This is a genomic window from Acaryochloris sp. 'Moss Beach' (assembly GCF_021497025.1).
In the GTDB taxonomy this organism is placed as follows: domain Bacteria; phylum Cyanobacteriota; class Cyanobacteriia; order Thermosynechococcales; family Thermosynechococcaceae; genus Acaryochloris; species Acaryochloris marina_A.
The window spans coordinates 1-17,214 of record NZ_CP071718.1; the positions used below are offsets into that span (position 1 = coordinate 1).

Below are 17,214 nucleotides of genomic sequence, written 5' to 3' on the forward strand. Positions count from 1 at the left end.
AGTTAGGGTCGAGTGACAGGTCACCCTGTCACCCTCCCATTCAGAACGGTGCATGAGACTTTCGAACTCACACCGCTCCTCAACAATACGGCTGTTGTCATCAGTACCATTTGCCCTATATTTTGATGACGCTTTCGATTGACTCTAATTCAGTTTCCTGTACCAAAGCCTTACGGTTAGCGTTATCACGGGCGGTTTTTTACATCGTGGCAATGGCGATGAAGCGGTTGCAGATTGTCGAATCTATCTGTCCCACCATCCAATTTCGGAATTTTGTGGTCAACCTCAACTAAATCGCCTTCCATAAACAGTAGTCCACATGCTGGGCATTTCCCTTTGTACCTTTTAAGTAGTAAGGCTACTTGGTTAGGTAATTCAGGGTGTTTGCCTCTTCTTGTACTCCAGTACAGTACATCCCCATCAAAGAAGCTCCTGTTCCCCTTTACTTTTATATGGCGCACGATTGGGATAGAAGAATGAGAGATTAATTTCATTCCTTTCTGCGTTGAGAAAGTAAGCCTATCCTCAATGTAATGCCAGTATTTGAGCAGGGTTTTGGGATTAAATTTTTCCGGTTCTGTACCTTGCCCATGCTCTTAGTTGTGAAAACAGAACTTTGTCACAACTTGCGAAGGTTTGTTTACTGCATACCCGTGAGTAGTAGTTACACCATCCCCTAACTATCGGGTTGAGCTTGTTAATCAGTGCCGCTTGGGACGCTGTTTTATAAGCATCGATGGTATCTCTAAGTTTCTGAATATGCAGGGCTACCTTCTTTTTGCTGGGCTTGATGATTGTTTTGAAACCTAGTTTTTACCGTGTGGGCTTTTACCAGATTGGTGTTTCCCAACCGGATACTGACGGATATTGAAGCCGAGAAAATCGAATCCAACCTTTCCTTCATACGGAATAAGTGTATGGGAAATACAGGTTTTGCTAGGTTTCAATTCTAGAGACATCTCCTTTAACCAGGCTTCCACTACTGATTTACACCGTAAAATGACATCTAGCGATTTATGGAGAATGACGAAGTCATCGGCATAAAAACAGACACATAATTCCTGTTGTGCCGTCTTACTTGGATGTATGCATTCTCTAATCGCTGTTTCCAATCCATAAAGGGCTACTAAAGCTAATAATGGGGAAATCGTCCTTGGGGTACCCCTTCATTGGTTGGAAAGAGTTGGCCATCTAGTACCACTCCCGACTTCAACCAGGCTTTAATTTGCCTGTTTAAGCTGGGAAAGGTGTTCAGCTTAGTCAATAGCTTTTTCTGGTTTATCCTGTCGAAACATTTCGAAATATCAGCGTCCAAAACATATTTTTCTTTGGACTTGATACCGTTGAAAATTGTCTCGATTGCATCATGAGCACCCCGTCCAGTTCTAAAGCCGTGGGTGTTGGTTTCAAAAACCGCTTCCCATTCGGCTTCAAGTGCTAGTTTCACTAGCATTTGCCTTGCTCTTTCAATCATGCAGGGGATTCCTAGTGGTCTTTCCTCCGTTGTTCCGGGTTTTGGTATCATCACCCGGCGTGTTGGTTTAGATTTTCCAGTTAGGAACAGGTTATTCGTGAGGTCAAGCCGTTGTTTTGGTGTTAGGGATTTTATCCCATCCACTCCTGCTGTTTTCTTGCCTTGATTATCCTGCGTGATCCGTCTGACTGCTAGAAGCTTGGCAGATCTGGACTTCATCAATAGTTTCTGGAGTCTGTGAACCTGCTTAGTATCACCACGATGTTTGGCTTTGAAGATTCTGGTTTGGAGTCGATAGACATTCTTCTGGACTTGTTTCCAGTTGATGTCTGTCCATTCATCACTACCCATAATTGAGTGTGTCATCGTCTTTACTCTGACTAAAGGCTCTTCATTCCGTACTATCGGGTCTACGTCTGCGTATCCTGGGCATTACCCCCAGGCATTGGCTTCTTAGACCATCCCTCCTGCCAGTCCATTCGGTTTAGTACCTGCTCTAGATATTCGACCTTCTAGAGTGAAAAACTGGTCAGGTTACTTCGTTCCTGATGTTCTTTGTTTGTGTGTTTAGAGTTGTACTTTCCACCGGATTTCGTTATGGGTATAAAACCTTCTTTCCAAGCATGAGAAGGTTCGAGAAATCAGTAACTTTTGTTTCCAGTGTTGTGATTGTCAAGCATTGCTGGATAATCATTTCAGCCTTTTCACTGGTTGAGGATCACGATGGTTCAGTCATACATTCAGGCTCATTGAGCTTTACTCATGCACACGTGCTAGCCGGGTTTCCAGATTAGGCTTCCAGATACCGACATTTATCCCCGCTTCATCCCATTGGCACTAAACCGTTGAGATGGGGGTTATGCTTTCACACCTTATACCGGGTGGGTAGGACTAGCTTCTGTTTCTTAGATTCATAGGCATCACCTACAAGTACATCAAGTTATCATCTGAGAGAGATTAAAGTGCGAACTCAACCCAGAAGGGGTTATCTCTCAGAAGCCCTACCTTATTAGCTTTTTAGCCTTTCGTGTAGGAACGAATCGCACGCTTGGATTCCTCGCTTACCTTTACCCCAATGAAGACCCGGAAGATGCCCTGATCAAACTCCTCGAAAGCGCTAGAAACCGAGCTATTCTCAGAGCTGAGCAACAGGTGAGGGTCTTGCGCCCAGGCCAGGAAGAAGCTGAGGATCAGAAGGAAGACCAGGAGGCACATGTTGGTCAAGTTGACGCTTCGGAAGAAAATCCAATCAGTGAGTTACAGGAATTATGCCAGCGTCAGCAAATCTCTATGCCCAGGTACGAGTTTGAGGTGATATCGGAAGGATTTCGCTGCTCAGTACGAGCGATGGGTCTAGAGGGAGTTGGTGAGGGGCGGTCCAAGAAGCAGGCGAAGGTGAGGGCTGCGAGGGAATTATTGAAAGGAGTAGGAGGTCATAGCTAGAATCGTTCCCATTACATTTCTATGGTTTGCCTAAAACTACGTAATATTGCTATCAGGGAAAATCACTAGAGATTAGTGTTTATCTATCGCTATAAATCGGTAGTTACGCTGTTTTACTCCCGAATACTTTGCCTGATGATATAGAAGACCTCAGGAGCAAAGCACATAAGCCATGTTGACAAGTTTGTTAGCCGAAGCATTAGCAGTCACCTTTGATAACTTGAACATGACAGCAAACATTTTGGAATGTGCAGAAGAAGCTTCTGAAGACTTGAGCCCTGAAGCAAGACAAAGGTTAGCACTAGTGCATACAGGTCTGGCACTGGCTATTCAAGGGATGGAATGCGATGAACTACAGCAATTGATCAAACGGTCTGAACTGTATTGTGATTGTTAAAGAATTTTGGTTTGGTGGTGGAGATTCCACGATTGAGGAGCATCAAAGGATTGTGGAATAGTTGTACCTTTGGAATCCAAGCTGGCAGGGCTGATAGATTATTTGGCTGGAAGTACTTTTTCGTTGTCAGGTGAGTCTACCGAGATTGGCAAAGGCGTCTTCCTGCTCGCCCCACCATCATTCTCGATTACAAGAATGATGGCTCATGCTTGAGTCGGGTGATTATACTTGGCTGAACCCGACCATCTAGTATTCTTTCGTTAGGTCTTTTTCTGAGACTTTTTGGCCTTAGTTTTTTTGGATTCCTCAGATTTAGTCTGTGAATTTTCTTCAAGGATATAACTCATGGGTACATTAGGGGATTTAATCCATAGATTTTTCTTGGTACCCTGATACATAGTGTTGTGCATCCTTTTACGTTCCATTTTGAGTGCATCGCCACTCAGTTCACCATATAGCTTCAATATCACATCATCCATGTGAACCAAATTTTCAGTTTGCTCTTTCATGATCCGTATGATTGCATCAAATTTACTCATCTGGTCATAGGGCTTGTTCATCTTCCGAGAACTGGATGAAGAACGGCCTGTTTGTTTCTGAGGTTTCTTGGTCTTTTCCTGAGATGCTGTTTTCTTAGATGTGGGAGATTTTCTCTTCCCGGATGAGGGTGAAGCTTTTGGAGCAACTATCTTGGGCTTTTCTTCAGCTTTGGGTTCTACCTTTTTAGTATCTTTTGGAGCTGATGCTGTTCTCTTAGATGCTGGAGATTTTCTTTTCCCAGATGAGGGTGAAGCTTTTGGGGCAACTTTCTTTGGAGTAGCTTCAGCTTTAGATTCTACTTTTCCCTTTGTCCTTGGAGTTGACGCTGGTTTCTTAGGAGTTGCAGATTTCTTCTTTGAAGCAGCTTTTGGAGCAGTTTTCTTGGGTTTAGATTCAGCTTTAGGCTCTACTGTGTCAGCAGCTTTTGAGTTTGACGCTTCTGGTGGCATTGAGCCTGCTTCACCTTGCAGGATTGAAAGGATATCTGAGCCTAACGATGGATCTTCAATCAACGTATCTAGAGACGTGATTTTGGTCTTGAGTTGATTTGTTTGAGCTTCAAGTTCAGCCAGTGTTTGTTGGTAGTGGGTCTTTAACTCAAGAAGTACTTCAGAATATTTGTTGTCAGTGGCCATAGGTTGTCGGAGATCAGTATAGTTTCAGCAAAGTGTAAGAATGCTATGAGTTAGCATTCCCAGAGTATGATTCACTTGATCTAATCATTAATGAGACTATCTTGGCGATTTTTGGAGCGTTTTGCCCCTCTCGGGCCGCTTTGATATCCAATATTAAGAAAAGGCCAATAAGTATCTACTGTATTGAGTTCACAATTATCCTGATAGAAGTTGGTTGGGGGGTTTCATTGTTGAACTGAGGGCAGGATTGTGGCCAAACGAAAAACCAAGCAACGTCAAAGGTCAGCGTCAACGAGCCCATCTTCCAAATTTGAGAAGCTAGAGAGGCAGCTGCAAACGCAAGTTCAACGTCAAAACTATCGCCAAGCCTTAGACAAGCTGAAGCAAATTCACCGTTCCTATCCCGAAGCACAGATTAGTCAGTCAGAATCCCAACTATGGCTGCTGCAGGGTCAGCAGGAATATGACCAAGGCGACTATTCTCAAGCTGAAGTTTCTTTGCGGAAGGCACTCACTCTTGGTCATGCTGGTGAGGGACATTATTGGCTAGCCAAATGCCTTTTAGCCTCAGATCAGATAGAGGCTGCATTAGCCCTTATTCAGAAAGCCTTTGAGGAGAAAGTATTACCTAAAAACTATGCAGGGTGCTATTTGAAACTCTTATTCCTCAATGAGGATATTGAAGCAATTCAAGACCTGATCACCCATCAATCCAAACGGTTCTATGCTGCTCAATTGCATTGGGCCAGAGGGGTGTTAGCCTTAGCTGCTGAAGATCCTCAAAAAGCGATCACCTCTTTCAAGAAAATGGATCGCAGAGCCGTAACTCCGGGAGATAATCAGTCCGTTTGGATTGCCTACACCCAGCAGCAGTTAGGTCACTGGGAAATCTCAGAGAGTATCTTAGGACTGAAGCCGTATTCTCCCTTCAGTGCCCTACGATTCAATTCAGGTATAACTCCTCAGCACCCCGCCCTTGAACGACTTGCCATCAGGCAAGCGTTAGATCAACAACAATCCCTTCTCCCTTTAATTGAGCGAGATGGTAACCTTCATTCGGATCGGTCCTTAGCCATTGTCCTTGAAGCCCTCTATCTGATTGACCAATCTGACTACCATGAAGCTGCCCATCTAATTCAGCGATTGCCACAACCCTGCTTAGACTATCCTGATGTCGATATTCTTAGACGACCACTATTGCTGCTAGCAGGGGAACAAGCCCTCCAGAATCGTCAACCCCAATGTACGATCACCTTTTGGGAAGATCTGATTGAATCAGACCCCTTTGACCCCAAATTAGCCCTAAAGCTCCATCTGGTCTATCAAGAGACTGAACGCTTCCCTCAACGTCAGCGTCTACTCAGTCGCCTCTTAGATTGGGTTAAGACCACTGCCCGAGCAGACTCCCAAGCTTGGCCCGAAACTCGTACTCAACCCATACTGGCGAAACTTTATTGCTGGCAGACGGATTTATGGATGGAGATGGGGAATTCCAAACAGGGGATACGAACGCTGAAACAAGCTGAACAGATGTCTCCCACATCTGCAGAGGTCATGGGTCGCCAAGGCTTAATGGCATTTGCGAAGAATCAACTCGACCAAGCTATTCCTTTGCTAACGAAAGCCTTAAGTGAGGGATGTACCTATGGCGATGTCTATTTTGCCCTGATTGAATCCCTCGAAGAACAAGGAGAAGCCCAAGCCATTCGCGAAGCCCGTCAACAGTTTGGTAAACCCTTTGGGGATCTAGAGATCGAGCCAGAGCTAGGCATTCCCTGGTGGCAAGAAGCCCTGTCCACCCAAAATTATCGGGTCTTTGCCCAGCTCGTGATGTCCAGAGAAGCCAGTCAAGACCCCGCATTGCAAGCCTGCCAGATTTTTGTGGAATCCGTTGAGGACGAACCCAACGCTGCGGGTCGGGTCACATTAGTCCAATCATCCGCTACCCCAAAATGGGCTCGTTTGTTAAAAACATCATCCCCTCAAGAGCAGATTCAGCCCCTGCAAGCGATTTTTCTTAGTCTTAAGCTCTTTGCCAAGCGACTCAAAGGGATTGCTGCCTTGGAGAGCCAGTATTTGCAGCAACACTTTGCCCTAGGCGAGCAGTATCCAGAAGTACAAGAGGCTCATCTTGTTCTCCTAGTTGTCAAAGGATTAGCTGCAGAACGCTTACATATGGCCCTTCAACTCTATCTAAATCAGTCCCCCCCCCCAACCTGGAACAGCCTTAGCCCGTATCCAGCTGCAAGCTCGGTACTATACCCAAACAGACGTCCTCCGTCCTCTGATTGACACGGCCCTCAGCCAAGACGCCCAGAATCCTCAATTACTCCTAGCGAAAGCGACGACCTTTGACATTGAGAGTCAAGCTTACCAAAACTGGCATGAGCAAGGGTTTGAACTGGCTCGACGGTTACAAGATGCTCCGGCACTGCAAGCCTATCGTGCCGAAGAAGCTTTTCAGTCAGGGATGATGGCCCAAGCCGTCTTTCCCGACTTGACCAATTTCAGTGAATCCGGCGAAATAGACCTGACAGATATGATGCGTAAGATGGCGCAGCAAATGTTTGGCTCAGAAATTCCACCCGAACTCTTGGAAAGGATGTTGCCAGAATTAGTAGATCGGATGATGGATGATCTCCCTGATTTTGGGGATGAAGATGATGATTACTTCTTTGAGCCAGATCCCCTGAATGCAGGCTTACCCTTTGGTCGGTCGCGCTCCAAGAGCAAGCCGAAAAAAACAAAACGTGGATTTCAATTCTAAGAACTTGGCGAGGATAACCAACGATGCAAGACCACTATGACCTCTTAGGCTTGGCAGTTGGGGCAACCCCAACTGAGATCAAGTCCGCCTATCATTCCAAATTACGGGAATTTCCCGCCCATAAACAGCCTCAAGAATTCAAAGCAATTCGGGCAGCCTATGAAGCCCTGCGCCAGGGAGAACAGCAACCTGAACAAGATTTCTTTGAACTCCAACCGTGTCAGCAGGAGTTGGATGCGCCAGTCGTCACCCAGCTGCGAGCACGAGCTACCGCTCAAGCGCAAGTGACCTTAACAGAATTAGTGCGGCTAACATTCTAAAGTGACCAGGAGATGGACCCTAGAACATCATGACCCAATCCCCCCCCGAGAGCTAGCTACCCAAACTGCCAAACATCGACGAGACCAAGAACGTTTCCTGCAAGATTTGCTGGGTATTTTAGATGGCTTAGATCATGCATGTGAGCATTGGCATCAAGCGGAACAAGACCATTTGCAGACCTTAGCAACACCTCTTTCTCAATCCCAAGTATCCTCTGCTGCTTCCTCATCCTCTTTTTTCCAAAAATGTCAGCAGTGGTTGATGTTTTGGCAAAAGGAATCTCCTGCCTCCGTCAGCCCTGAGACATCAGAATTAGAGACGGATGGCACCCGTGAGATCATCAGTAGTGCGAAAGAAGGGGTTGAACTCATCCGACGTTCAATGCTCGATATCCTCCAGCAGCGACAGGTCGTACCCATTGAAGTGAACGGTCAACCCTTTGATCCAGAACAGATGTATGCACTAGGTCGGCAAGAAAGTGCAGAAGTAGAAGAGAATACCGTTATTCAAGAAGTGGTTAAGGGGTACTTATGGCAGAATCGGATCTTGCGTGAAGCTCAAGTGATGGTGGCTTCTAAACCCTCAGATCCAGACGAGCGATAGTTCAAGAACTTACAAAGGATAGACGATATGGGTACAGCAGTCGGGATTGATCTAGGAACGACGAATTCGGTTGTGGCTGCCATTGATAATGGCCAACCTTGGGCCATCCCAGACGAGAATGGGGAAACCCTGTTGCCGTCATGTGTGGGAATCACAACAAAGGGCAAACTCCTCATAGGCAGAGAAGCGCTTAGGCAATATGCAGCTGCTCCTGAACAGACCGTGAAATCTATCAAACGGCAGATGGGAACGGATCATAAGACGGTACTGGGAGAGAAAACCTATTCACCCCAAGAAATCTCTGCTATTCTCCTCCGTACCTTGAAGCAACGAGCGGAAGATGCCTTTGGTGAAGCAGTTACCCAAGCAGTCATTACCGTGCCCGCCTTCTTTACAGATGCTCAACGACAAGCCACGAAGGAGGCTGGAGAAATTGCTGGCTTAGAAGTACTGCAAGTGCTCAATGAACCCACGGCTGCTGCTTTAACCTATGATTTTCGCAGTGAGGAAACAGAGCAGGTGCTAGTTTATGACCTTGGCGGCGGCACATTCGATGTTTCAATCGTCGAGATTACCGGAGATGTGACCGAAGTCTTGGCCAGCCATGGGAACAATCGTCTTGGTGGGGGATGACTTTGACCGACGGTTGCAGCTGTACCTCACAGAGCAGTTTCGGCAAAGTCATGACACAGAGGTTCCTGCAGATCCCACCGTCCACGCCCGATTGCTCCGGGCTGCGGAAAAAGTCAAGATTGACTTGAGTGAACATGCCTTTGCGACAGCGCGTGAACCCTATTTAGTCAGCCAGGGGAAGACCGCACTGCACCTGGAAGTGGAATTAGCACGGGAGTCCTTTGAAGACCTCATTCAACCCCTGATTGAAGAAACATTGGAGGCGATAGACCGAGCTTTAGCGGATGCAAAGCTGGACAAGCAAGATTTGGATCGGGTGATTCTGGTGGGAGGCTCTACTCGTATTCCGTTAGTCCAAAAGATGATTACAGCCCATCTAGAACAAGCTCCCATTGACGGTATCCAGCCCGACTTATGTGTGAGCTTAGGGGCTGGCATTCAAGCGGGCGTACTATCGGGTGCCTCCGTCGACGCTATTTTGGTGGATGTTATTCCCCATTCCTTGGGTATTGCCGCAGCGATGAGTACCGCATTTGGCACCATGCCAGGGATGTTTAGCAGGATCATTGCTCGCAACAGTGTCATTCCCATCTCCCGTTCAGAAGTCTATTCCACCCTCTCAAATGGCCAGGAAACGGTGGAGATTGAGGTTTTCCAAGGAGAGAATGCAGTAGCAAGAGAGAATGTCCCGCTTGGGTCATTTCGGGTGGAGGGGCTGCCGCCTCGACCTGCAGGGGGTGTCCAAGTTGAAGTGCATTTTGATTTTGACCACAATGGTATTTTGACCGTGACGGCAACGGAGAAAGGGAAGGGTCAGCAGAGTACATTGATTGTTGATGATGCAGGGACGAGCCGTCTGTCTAGTCATGAGCTCACTCAATCTAGAGCTGAAATTGAATCATTGTTCGCCCAAGGTGCAGGCATTGAAATCGATGCTGATGACTCCATGCCTACTCAGACGGAGTTAATCGATCACGCCCATCGACTCTTAGAATCCATGGAGGGTGATGAAGCGGAATCGTTGCGGGAAATGCTTAACCAAGTCGAGGCGATCACCCCTGAGGATGACCCGGAATCAGTTTTAGATGTGCGCACCGCTCTAGATCTGAAACTACAGAGGTACGATCAGGTAGGTGAATAATCTCAACCCTTGGGCTTGGGAAACTTGGAAGGTGGCTCAAAATACTGAACAGGCGTATCCTTCAATACCTCACTCATAAACTCTCGCCAAACAGGGGCCATCCACCCTCCCCCCGTTGCCCCAGACCCAATCCGGGAGTAATTGTCATTACCAGCCCACACGGCCACAGATAGTTGAGGCACATAGCCCACAAACCAAACATCCCGCTCGGACGAAGTGGTCCCCGTCTTCCCCGCTGCGGGGCGACCAATCTGGGCCGCTACCCCCGTCCCGGATTGCACGACGGTTTGCAACGTACTATTGACGGAGGCAGCAGCCCAAGGATTGAGTACCTGCTTGGGTTGTGGGGTATTGTCAATCAACACTTTGCCCGCAGGATCTGTGACTTGCAAAATGGCTGTTGTTTTGGACTGCCAACCGTTATTGGCAAAGGTGGCATAAGCTGAGGCCATCTCAACTGGAGTTAAATCTACCGCCCCTAAGGGAAGTGAAATTACATTGGGAATCGGGCTCATAATCCCTAATTTTCGGCACACGTCGATGACGTTCTTGATACCCACCTTTTTGCCCCCATGACAATCGCGGGTACATTCCGTGATTGAGATAAGGCTTGGCGAATGGACATTGAGCCTTGAAAACTGCGGTCATAGTTTTGAGGTTTATACCGCTCTATACCACCATCATTGAAGCTCACGGGAGAGTCGTTAATCATTGAATCTGGGGTGTACTTCCCCGTCGCAAAGGCGGTGTAATACACAAAGGGTTTGAAAGCAGAACCGGGTTGTCGATAAGCCTGAGTCGCCCGATTGAATTCACTTTTTTTGTTATCCACTCCACCAACGATGGCCTTGATGAAGTGCGTTCTCGGATCGACCGCGACTAATGCCATCTGGTCCGCAGCATAGGCATAGTGTTGATGATTCCTGCGAACGGTCTTCTCCGCAATTTCCTGCATCTTCCAATCAAGAGTCGTTTGAACTCGGAATCCTCCTCTAACGAGTGCCTCTCGACCAAATCTTTCAGTCAATTCCTGAATGACGGTGTTGGTGACATCAGGGGCTTGGCTCCGTTGATAGGAGGTAATTTCTCCTAAAGTGATTTTCTCTGTCCGAGCTGCTTCAGCCTCAGCAGATGTAATCCATTTCAGTTCCTCCAAACGCCCCAGAACGATGTCCTGTTGTTCTTTAGCAAGGTCTAAATCTACAAAGGGACTATACCCTTCTGGTGCTTTGATAATCCCAGCCATCATGGCAGATTCAGCTAGGGTCAGATCTTCAGCAGATTTATTGAAATAACTCTGGGCGGCTGTTTCTATGCCATAGGTATTATGTCCCCAATACACTTGATTGAGGTACAACTCTAAAATTTCATCTTTACTGAGCAGTTGTTCGATTCTCAGTGCTAGCACTGCTTCTGCGAGCTTGCGACTAAAGGCTCTTTCTGGGGTCAGATAGAGATTTTTAGCCAGCTGCATACTCAAGGTTGATGCCCCTTGTACCGTCTGACCTGCCTGGTAATTGGTGATGGCTGCCCGCAGGATACCGACTGGATTAATGCCGTCATGTTGGTAAAAGTTGCTATCTTCGATGGCGAGTACGGACAGTTTCAAGTGGGGAGAGATTTTAGCCAGTGGGACAACCTGGCGATTCTCTTCCTCATGCAAGCCCGTGAGTAACTTACCGTTGATGTCATAGATGTAAGTTGTTTCATTGGGTGAAAAGCGGGTTAATGAAGTCACATCAGGCAGATCGCGATAACTAATCGCTACCCCCATCAGTCCTCCTGCTAAACCAGCACTTCCCAGGAGGGTCAAGGTCAATATGGTGGTCAAGGTAGCATTGCCTATCCCCCTTAAAAAGAGGGTGGAGGTTGATCTAGAGGAGAAGTCTCGAGGAGAAGTGGCACTAGATGACATGGTGTATTAAAGGGCAACCATGACACACTAAATTTGGAGTGTGAGGTTACTGCTAAAAAAATAACTGAGAAGCTTTCTATACCTAAAGTCTGCCCATACTAAAGTAAAGTTTCACTCTCGATCTTAAAGAGCCATCATCTCTGCAAAATAACGCAACAATATGGGGATTTCATGAGCTAGTTAAACAACCCAGATTATCGATGACTGTGTTAACGACCCGTTAAAAAATTGTGGAAGCTAGTGATTCGTCAGTTTTGGGAACACCACCCAAGCGCCGCTCAAGCAAGGTGTATCGTTGCCTATCTTTGATCTGCCTGACGGCCATGCTGATCGCATTCTTGGGGCTAACGAGAATCGCCAGCTTCTTGGTGTGTGTCAGTCCGGTTTAGAGTAGACTGCTCCTGAGAATGAACCTAAATTCCGCCCAAATCCCCTTTTCCCACATTAAAATGACTGCAAGTCCGCTCCCCGTGAAGCTCTCATGCCTATTTCCACTTCAGAAAAGCTCTCCCAACTTCGCCAACAGCTTCAAGAATGCACCAACCCCACCGCCGCCAAGCTGCTCAAGAGTGCTATTACAAAGCTTGAATCCCAGCTCAACTCAGTCCAGGTCCAGACCAAAGCATCCAAGATAGATCAGCGGAAGTCAGCACTTAGGAAATCCCAGAAGCAGGCCAAACAGAAAGCGCTGCACCAAGAAAGAACAACTCTCAAACCCCCTTCATTGAAAACGTTGGAGTCAAAGTCTGAAGCCGTACCTCAAGATAAGAAGCCTATACCGCTAGCTCAGGACCAGCCCATAGAACAGGCTAAGGTATCTGTTCAAGATGAGCAATCTAAATCGCCGACTGAGGATAAGCCACCAGCAAAGACCAAAGCGACTCCCAAAAGCAATAACCGTTTCCCCCCTCAAGCATTTGCAGCAGCCAAGCGCCTTGTCCTCTCTGATGAACTCTGGCAACGTCCCCGAGTCCACGGCATCACCATTGATGGTCCAACTTCGCGGGACTTAGATGATGCCATCTGGATTGAACCCACTGATTCAGGTGCTGTTTTCTCTATCCATATTGCTGACGTCTCTGAACTCATCGAGATTGATTCGAGTTTGGATCAAGTGGCAATTGAGCGCACAACCACACGCTATTTCAGTAAGGGGAATGCTCCCATGCTGCCGAGGCCGCTCTCAGAAGATAAGCTGAGTCTCCTAGAGTGCCAAAAGCGTCCCACCCTGACGATCCAGGTCACCCTCGATGCGAAGGCTCAGATTATGGATATGGAAATCTTTGAGTCTTGGCTGACGAGCCAGAAACGATTTACCTACGCTGAAGCATCCCAGCCCGATGCACACCCTGCTTTTCAAAAGACCTTAGAGATGGCCCATCAGTGGGCATTGCATTTGTACCGGAATCGGCTGACCTCTGGCGCGATTGGTGCAACCCAGACAGCCCAAGGCCAGTGGCTTACAGAAGAGGGCAGCTTGGTCCAGGGTGAACGCCATCGTAGCCATATCCTGATTCAAGAATTTATGATCCTGGCGAACCGGGCTGTAGCCCAGTGGTTGGCAGCTCAAGATATCCCGGCCCTGTATCGCAATCACACGGCCAGGGCAATTGCCCCAGATCGGGAAACAATGAATCAGACATTGTTGACGTTAGGATCTAACGCTGCTATTCGCCAACGGTTATACAGTTGGATGAACCGTGCTGAGTATGGTCCAGCGTTAATCGGACACTTTGCCCTAAACCTGCCTGCTTATTGTCACTTCACCAGTCCGATACGGAGACTGGCTGACTTGATCAACCATCGCATTGTTAAAGCTGTACTCAAGCAGGAAGAGGTACCCTATACCGTGCCTGATCTTGAACAATTGGGACAGCATATTGCCCAAGTCAGGCGTGAGGATGAAAAAGAGACCTCAGAGTACTTTAAGGCTGTGCATCAGAAGGTCTACCAAGATCAACTCCAGACACCTGAAGAGCTGGGTCGTCTTTCCAGTAAAGAATTCACTCGTTTGGTGAAGTATGCTGCTGAGAACCAGGATTTTGAGCGACTCCACAGTGAGTTAGTCAGTCGCTTGGAATCAGAGAAATTAACAGTTCAAGACTTGTACTTGTTGATGTTTCAAGGAAGTGACAGTGAATTACAGCAGCAAGTTATCCAGCATCTTACTCATCATGTTCAGGATGCAGCGAGTGTGATCAGCGTTGCCTCAAGCCAGGAAAAGGATTGGGAAGAGTTCGAATATATTGAGGTGGGGGATAGCACACCATTCACAGTCTGGTTAGAGGTCAAACAATCTGGAGAATCACTCACAACGGTTCATCCAGCAGTCCATTCCCGTAAGCAATATGCACGTCATCAGGCTTGTTTATTATGGCTGGAAGCCTATCTTGGGAGCAGCTTATTCCATCCAAAAGAGCGGGTACAGCCTCCGGTGCCAGAGCCTCAATTGTCGTCCAAATCTTCATCCTCTAGCAAGGTATCGCTGTCCAAAGCCATTCATGCTGCGTTGGTGAAACCACTCAGTGGTGGTCAGAATTTTGTTGGGATGTTGATGGATGTCTGCCAGAGATTGAGATGGGAGAATCCAGAGTACGAAATGGACAGCTCAGATGATTGGTTTATCTGTAAGTGTGAGTTGTATATTCTGGGTGAACGAATTGAAGGTAGCGGGGTAGCGAAGAAGAAAAAATTGGCTAAGAGTCTGGCTGCTAAAGAGGTACTGGAACAAGTGCGGGAGCTGGCACCGCAGCATTGGGGTGAGTGGTTTCCGGGAGTAGAATTCAGCCAACCTCAGAATTTGACCAACCAAGAAGATTGATTCCCTCCTATCTATATAGGGTGATTCAAGGCAGAGGCGAAGGTGAGAGTGGGGTGGATTAGGGGTAGGTGATGCAAGAGTTATGCTCTCGCACAAATTGACTAACTATAAAAAGCTTGTCTATCAAGTGTTTCAAGTATTATTGTCTAAACAACAATGCTACTCTGGATTGAAATATGACTAATGACGTCTGTCTCCATGAATAATCCGAGTAATGATCAGCATTCCATTCTAATAGTTGACGATGAAGCTTCTATTCGACGAATTTTATCGGCTCGACTAACGATGGTGGGCTATCAAGTCTTCACCGCTGCTGATGGCATAGAAGCGTTAGAGGTTTTTGAGCATCAAAATCCCGACTTGATTGTCTTAGATGTGATGATGCCCAAACTGGATGGTTATGGTGTCTGCCAAGCAGTCCGCAAAATATCAAGAGTTCCGATTATTATGTTGACCGCTCTCTCAGATGTAAGAGACCGTATTACAGGCTTGGAAATGGGTGCTGATGATTACATGGTCAAGCCCTTTTCACCCAAGGAATTAGAATCTCGTGTTCGGAGTATTCTACGCAGACTGGATGTGCTGAAACCCTCTAATTATCGACTTACAGGTGTGATTGAGATGGGTTCACTACATATTGATACCAATAAGCGGCAAGTGTGCCTAGATGAAGAACGGATCTCCCTCACCTATGTGGAATATAGTTTATTGGAACTATTGGCTAGTCGCCCTGGAGAAGCAGTTCCTCGTCAAGAGCTGTTAGAGAAGGTATGGGGATATAGCAAAGAGTCTATAGTTGACACACGGGTTGTTGATGTTCATATGTCTCGTCTACGTAAAAAAACTCAAGGCAGATCTAGAGGAATCCGAGCTTTTTCAGACGGTTCGTGGAGTCGGCTATGCGTTGAAATACGATCAATTACACAGATTGGTAGAACATGAGGCCAGCTAGAACATCTGACGGCATCCCAGAATAGCCTAAGACAATACTGGATAACGGTGGTGGGGGGCGGGGAAGCCGTTTGTGAGGAAACCGTTTGCTACACCAGGTTTCTGCTGGGAGTGCGCCGTCGAACTTGAGAAGAACTTTGCGATTTTGCAGGTGATGGCCGAAGGCCGACCGGAGGTCATCGAGACTGAGGTTGCCGAAGACGATGGAGCGGATTGGGGAGATGATCGGAGTGTACCTGGCTCGGGAGCGGGTGGCTCGGGTCAGGGTGTGATCAGATAATCATGGAATACTAATGTCATCTTCCTAGGATTAATTCTTCAAGATCCAGGTTTCACACCATCCGGGGGGTGTTATTTTTCCTGAATTGTAGTCAAACCACACTTTTTTCCAGCAATTTTTTGCCTTGTTGGAGCCACATTTGAATAGGCTTTCATGTTAGCCTGCAACCATTTTTTCATAACGGGTTGTTTGGCTAGATTCAATAATTTATTTAACTCAGCTTCTGAGAAATTAGCTTCTAAATGTGCAATGTATTGGTCTTCGATATTCCTCCAACCAGCTTCTTTTTCCACAATTTCTTGCAACCATATCCTCCATTTCTTGTTGCTCGAAGATGATGGGATTAGTGCATCAGTTGTGTTATTCAGATGTAGGTCATATTGTTGAGCGACTCCTATTTCTAAAACAACGTCTCTAACCAATTTTGTCTTAGAATCACCAGTTGCTAATGGTTCTAAGCGAACTTGCTTTGAGGTTTCCCGCTGTAAGTTTGTTTCACATGCAGTGATAAAGAGAGAAAAAATTAGCAGAAGCCTAGAAACATATGACTTAACTTTGAACATTTTAACTCCAACAGAATTGTATATCTGAGAGGCTACCGTGAAACTACTATCATTCCTGTCTTACTGCAAAGTCACCCGGAAAAGATTATATTTTCTTAGTATAAATTTACTCTCATAGCAATTCATACATGGAGTCCTGGTCAATATGTTTGGTATATTTTTTTGACCAGGATTTCGAGCTGATCGGTGGAGCCAATCTCTATCCAATCGTCAATGGAACCTAGATAGCAATATCTCTGGGCTTGAAAGAGTCGCTGCTGTTTGTTCACCAAAATGAACCTAAAATCACAGGAATAGGACAGCACCTGTTGGAGGAGTTTTTGTAAGTCCTCTTGAGTTTTTCCTAGAGCCTGAGCTGTTGGAACGAGAAACTCTGAAAGGGCAGCAACATTCTGAGTTGGGGTGAAAATACTTATGGTCTCTTTCTTGACATCAACTATGTATTTATCCGCATGGGAATATTTCTCCATTCCATCCTTAACAAGGCATAATTCCTGATCGGTGATCAGCTTTGGCGGAATCTTCCTCAAGAAAACTTGGGCATTAGGATTTTCATAGATTTCAAATCCTTCTGGGATGGCCTCGGCTAATACTCCCTCAGCCTTCATTGAGAAGTGGCATTTGGGTTTACCTGTTTTAGTCTTGCCCTGATGCAAATAAAACGTTTTCTGCTTCCGGTTGGTGTAGGTTATGGGCATGAGAGTGCAATTGTTTCAAAGGCTCTGATAGT

Annotated in this window: 14 protein-coding genes and 4 pseudogenes; 11 read left to right on the plus strand and 7 right to left on the minus strand. The window is 46.6% G+C overall.

Translation table 11 applies throughout. The features are described 5' to 3' along the window. Positions 1–185: 185 nt before the first annotated feature. The 3 genes and pseudogenes from HRE53_RS34990 to HRE53_RS26585 form a co-directional block, all read right to left on the minus strand. The gene (locus HRE53_RS34990) at positions 186–494 is read right to left on the minus strand and encodes an HNH endonuclease signature motif containing protein (RefSeq protein ID WP_315876728.1); all 309 of its coding nucleotides are present in this window, start codon (positions 492–494) and stop codon (positions 186–188) included. Positions 495–561: 67 nt separating this feature from the next. Then, on the minus strand, positions 562–795 hold the full coding sequence (locus HRE53_RS34995; protein WP_315876778.1) for a group II intron maturase-specific domain-containing protein: 234 nt from the start codon (positions 793–795) through the stop codon (positions 562–564). An 11-nt stretch (positions 796–806) separates the two neighbouring features. After that, positions 807–1,840, minus strand: a pseudogene (locus HRE53_RS26585) (reverse transcriptase domain-containing protein). A 795-nt stretch (positions 1,841–2,635) separates the two neighbouring features. Here HRE53_RS26585 and HRE53_RS35000 point away from each other — a divergent pair. From HRE53_RS35000 to sepF, 3 genes are all read left to right on the plus strand, one after another. Continuing rightward, positions 2,636–2,917, plus strand: coding sequence for a putative dsRNA-binding protein (locus tag HRE53_RS35000; RefSeq protein ID WP_315876730.1), 282 nt, complete (start codon positions 2,636–2,638; stop codon positions 2,915–2,917). Positions 2,918–3,089: 172 nt separating this feature from the next. Beyond that, on the plus strand, positions 3,090–3,314 hold the full coding sequence (locus HRE53_RS26595; RefSeq protein WP_235111525.1) for a hypothetical protein: 225 nt from the start codon (positions 3,090–3,092) through the stop codon (positions 3,312–3,314). Positions 3,315–3,383: 69 nt separating this feature from the next. Next, positions 3,384–3,527 (plus strand): cell division protein SepF, encoded by a 144-nt coding sequence (gene sepF / locus HRE53_RS35305; protein ID WP_255801519.1) that lies wholly within the window; start codon positions 3,384–3,386, stop codon positions 3,525–3,527. 47 nt (positions 3,528–3,574) lie between these two features. Here the strand turns inward: sepF and HRE53_RS26605 are convergent, their stop codons facing one another. Further along, positions 3,575–4,489: a hypothetical protein gene (locus HRE53_RS26605; RefSeq protein ID WP_235111526.1), complete on the minus strand. Its 915-nt coding sequence runs from the start codon at positions 4,487–4,489 to the stop codon at positions 3,575–3,577. A gap of 249 nt (positions 4,490–4,738) precedes the next feature. On the opposite strand from HRE53_RS26605, the gene HRE53_RS26610 reads away from it, so the two are divergent. The 5 genes and pseudogenes from HRE53_RS26610 to HRE53_RS26630 all read left to right on the plus strand — a co-directional run bounded on the left by HRE53_RS26610 (position 4,739) and on the right by HRE53_RS26630 (position 9,954). After that, positions 4,739–6,781, plus strand: coding sequence for a tetratricopeptide repeat protein (locus HRE53_RS26610; RefSeq protein WP_235111527.1), 2,043 nt, complete (start codon positions 4,739–4,741; stop codon positions 6,779–6,781). A 178-nt stretch (positions 6,782–6,959) separates the two neighbouring features. Continuing rightward, positions 6,960–7,256 (plus strand): hypothetical protein, encoded by a 297-nt coding sequence (locus tag HRE53_RS26615; protein WP_235111528.1) that lies wholly within the window; start codon positions 6,960–6,962, stop codon positions 7,254–7,256. A gap of 23 nt (positions 7,257–7,279) precedes the next feature. Beyond that, entirely contained in the window at positions 7,280–7,576 is a 297-nt protein-coding gene (locus HRE53_RS26620; protein WP_235111529.1) for a DnaJ domain-containing protein, read from the plus strand. 1 nt (position 7,577) lies between these two features. Next, positions 7,578–8,180 (plus strand): nucleotide exchange factor GrpE, encoded by a 603-nt coding sequence (locus HRE53_RS26625; RefSeq protein WP_235111530.1) that lies wholly within the window; start codon positions 7,578–7,580, stop codon positions 8,178–8,180. Between the two features lie 27 nt (positions 8,181–8,207). Beyond that, positions 8,208–9,954 (plus strand): annotated as a pseudogene (locus tag HRE53_RS26630) (Hsp70 family protein). 2 nt (positions 9,955–9,956) lie between these two features. On the opposite strand, the pseudogene HRE53_RS26635 reads toward HRE53_RS26630, so the two are convergent. Then, positions 9,957–11,869, minus strand: a pseudogene (locus HRE53_RS26635) (transglycosylase domain-containing protein). A gap of 481 nt (positions 11,870–12,350) precedes the next feature. Between HRE53_RS26635 and HRE53_RS26640 the strand changes: the two are divergent. The 3 genes and pseudogenes from HRE53_RS26640 (at position 12,351) to HRE53_RS26650 (ending at position 15,921) form a co-directional block, all read left to right on the plus strand. After that, positions 12,351–14,690, plus strand: a complete 2,340-nt coding sequence (locus HRE53_RS26640; RefSeq protein ID WP_235111531.1) for an RNB domain-containing ribonuclease — start codon at positions 12,351–12,353, stop codon at positions 14,688–14,690. A gap of 198 nt (positions 14,691–14,888) precedes the next feature. Further along, positions 14,889–15,642: pseudogene (gene rpaB / locus HRE53_RS26645) on the plus strand (response regulator transcription factor RpaB). A 72-nt stretch (positions 15,643–15,714) separates the two neighbouring features. Next, the gene (locus HRE53_RS26650; RefSeq protein WP_235111533.1) at positions 15,715–15,921 is read left to right on the plus strand and encodes a hypothetical protein; all 207 of its coding nucleotides are present in this window, start codon (positions 15,715–15,717) and stop codon (positions 15,919–15,921) included. Between the two features lie 71 nt (positions 15,922–15,992). Here the strand turns inward: HRE53_RS26650 and HRE53_RS26655 are convergent, their stop codons facing one another. Both HRE53_RS26655 and HRE53_RS26660 read right to left on the minus strand, forming a co-directional pair. Continuing rightward, positions 15,993–16,484 carry a DUF2059 domain-containing protein gene (locus tag HRE53_RS26655; protein WP_235111534.1) on the minus strand — a complete coding sequence of 164 codons (492 nt, stop codon included), beginning with the start codon at positions 16,482–16,484 and terminating at the stop codon, positions 15,993–15,995. Positions 16,485–16,624: 140 nt separating this feature from the next. Beyond that, positions 16,625–17,182: a hypothetical protein gene (locus tag HRE53_RS26660; protein WP_235111536.1), complete on the minus strand. Its 558-nt coding sequence runs from the start codon at positions 17,180–17,182 to the stop codon at positions 16,625–16,627. Between the last annotated feature and the right edge of the window lie 32 nt (positions 17,183–17,214).